This is a genomic window from Streptococcus parasanguinis (assembly GCF_001069785.1).
Taxonomy (GTDB): domain Bacteria; phylum Bacillota; class Bacilli; order Lactobacillales; family Streptococcaceae; genus Streptococcus; species Streptococcus parasanguinis_T.
The window spans coordinates 1-1,065 of record NZ_JVSR01000048.1 but is presented as its reverse complement, the minus strand read 5'-3'; the positions used below and the strand labels follow the sequence as shown (position 1 = coordinate 1,065).

Below are 1,065 nucleotides of genomic sequence, written 5' to 3'. Positions count from 1 at the left end.
GAGATCGAATGATTGTCCGATTCACTATCATCTGCTCGATTTAAAATTCCGAAAATCTTTTCTGCCGTTGTTTTGGCTCCTTGTACTTCAACCACATCATACATGATATTTTGGATAGGCCCTACCAGTTGACCAGCAGCAATATACATAGCAACCAGGCTAGCCACTGAAATATGATGACCCTGCATAGCAAGGAAGAACCCTAATACCAAGGGGAGTACTTGGCTCAGAAAGACCATAAAACCATTACAAAAGAAAACAATATTATGGGTAAAAGCAAACCTTTGAATAGCTCGTTGATAACGAAGATTGATATTCCAGACGCGCTGAGAATTTTCAGGCAAGGCTTGATTCATCCGCAAGGTCTGAGCTCCTCGAATACTATCAGAGATTTGGTTATGAACAGCTGTTCTTCCCTGAGACATTTCATCCCCTGAATTCTTTAGCTTATTATTCATCAAGAATTGTGGAATGGGACGTAAGATCGTGAAGAAAACAAAGATAGAACCCAATAAAACATTTTGGGCAATGATATAGATCGCCGTAATCAGTGCCCCAAATCCCCAACATGAAATAGACATATAGCGTTCAAAAAAGTTATCTCCTAAAAATTCCATATCCTGTGTCAGCATGGTAATCTTTTCATCTTCACTATATTCCCTGTCTTCCATTAACTTCTGAAAAAGGGCCGTTCGGATATTCATGTGAATTTCACGTCTAAAGACATTATTTGCATGATTACAAAATAACATTAGACTATACAAAGCGAAATAGACAGAAAAACCAAAGAGAGCAAATTTCCAAATAGAGGAATAGGTAAGGTTATTTTGATCTATCGATAGTGCTTTGGCAACAACCAAAGGTTGACCTAATGCGAGACCCCCATTTGCCAGTGCTCCAATAATGGTTAGGTATTTTGTTTTTTTATCAAGATATTTAAAGATATTAATCATAAAGCTCTCCTAGAAAATAGAACACTATGGTTGAGAAATATCAGATGTAATCATTAAATCTTATTACATATTATTCTTTGTGATATATTTTACATGCTCATTATACATCTAA

Annotated in this window: 1 protein-coding gene; it reads right to left on the bottom strand. The window is 36.2% G+C overall.

Going from position 1 to position 1,065, the window contains the following annotated elements; translation table 11 throughout:
• Positions 1 to 953: ABC transporter transmembrane domain-containing protein (locus tag ADG03_RS03205; protein WP_049520956.1), on the bottom strand; the 953-nt coding region annotated here is incomplete at its 3' end.
• Between the last annotated feature and the right edge of the window lie 112 nt (positions 954 to 1,065).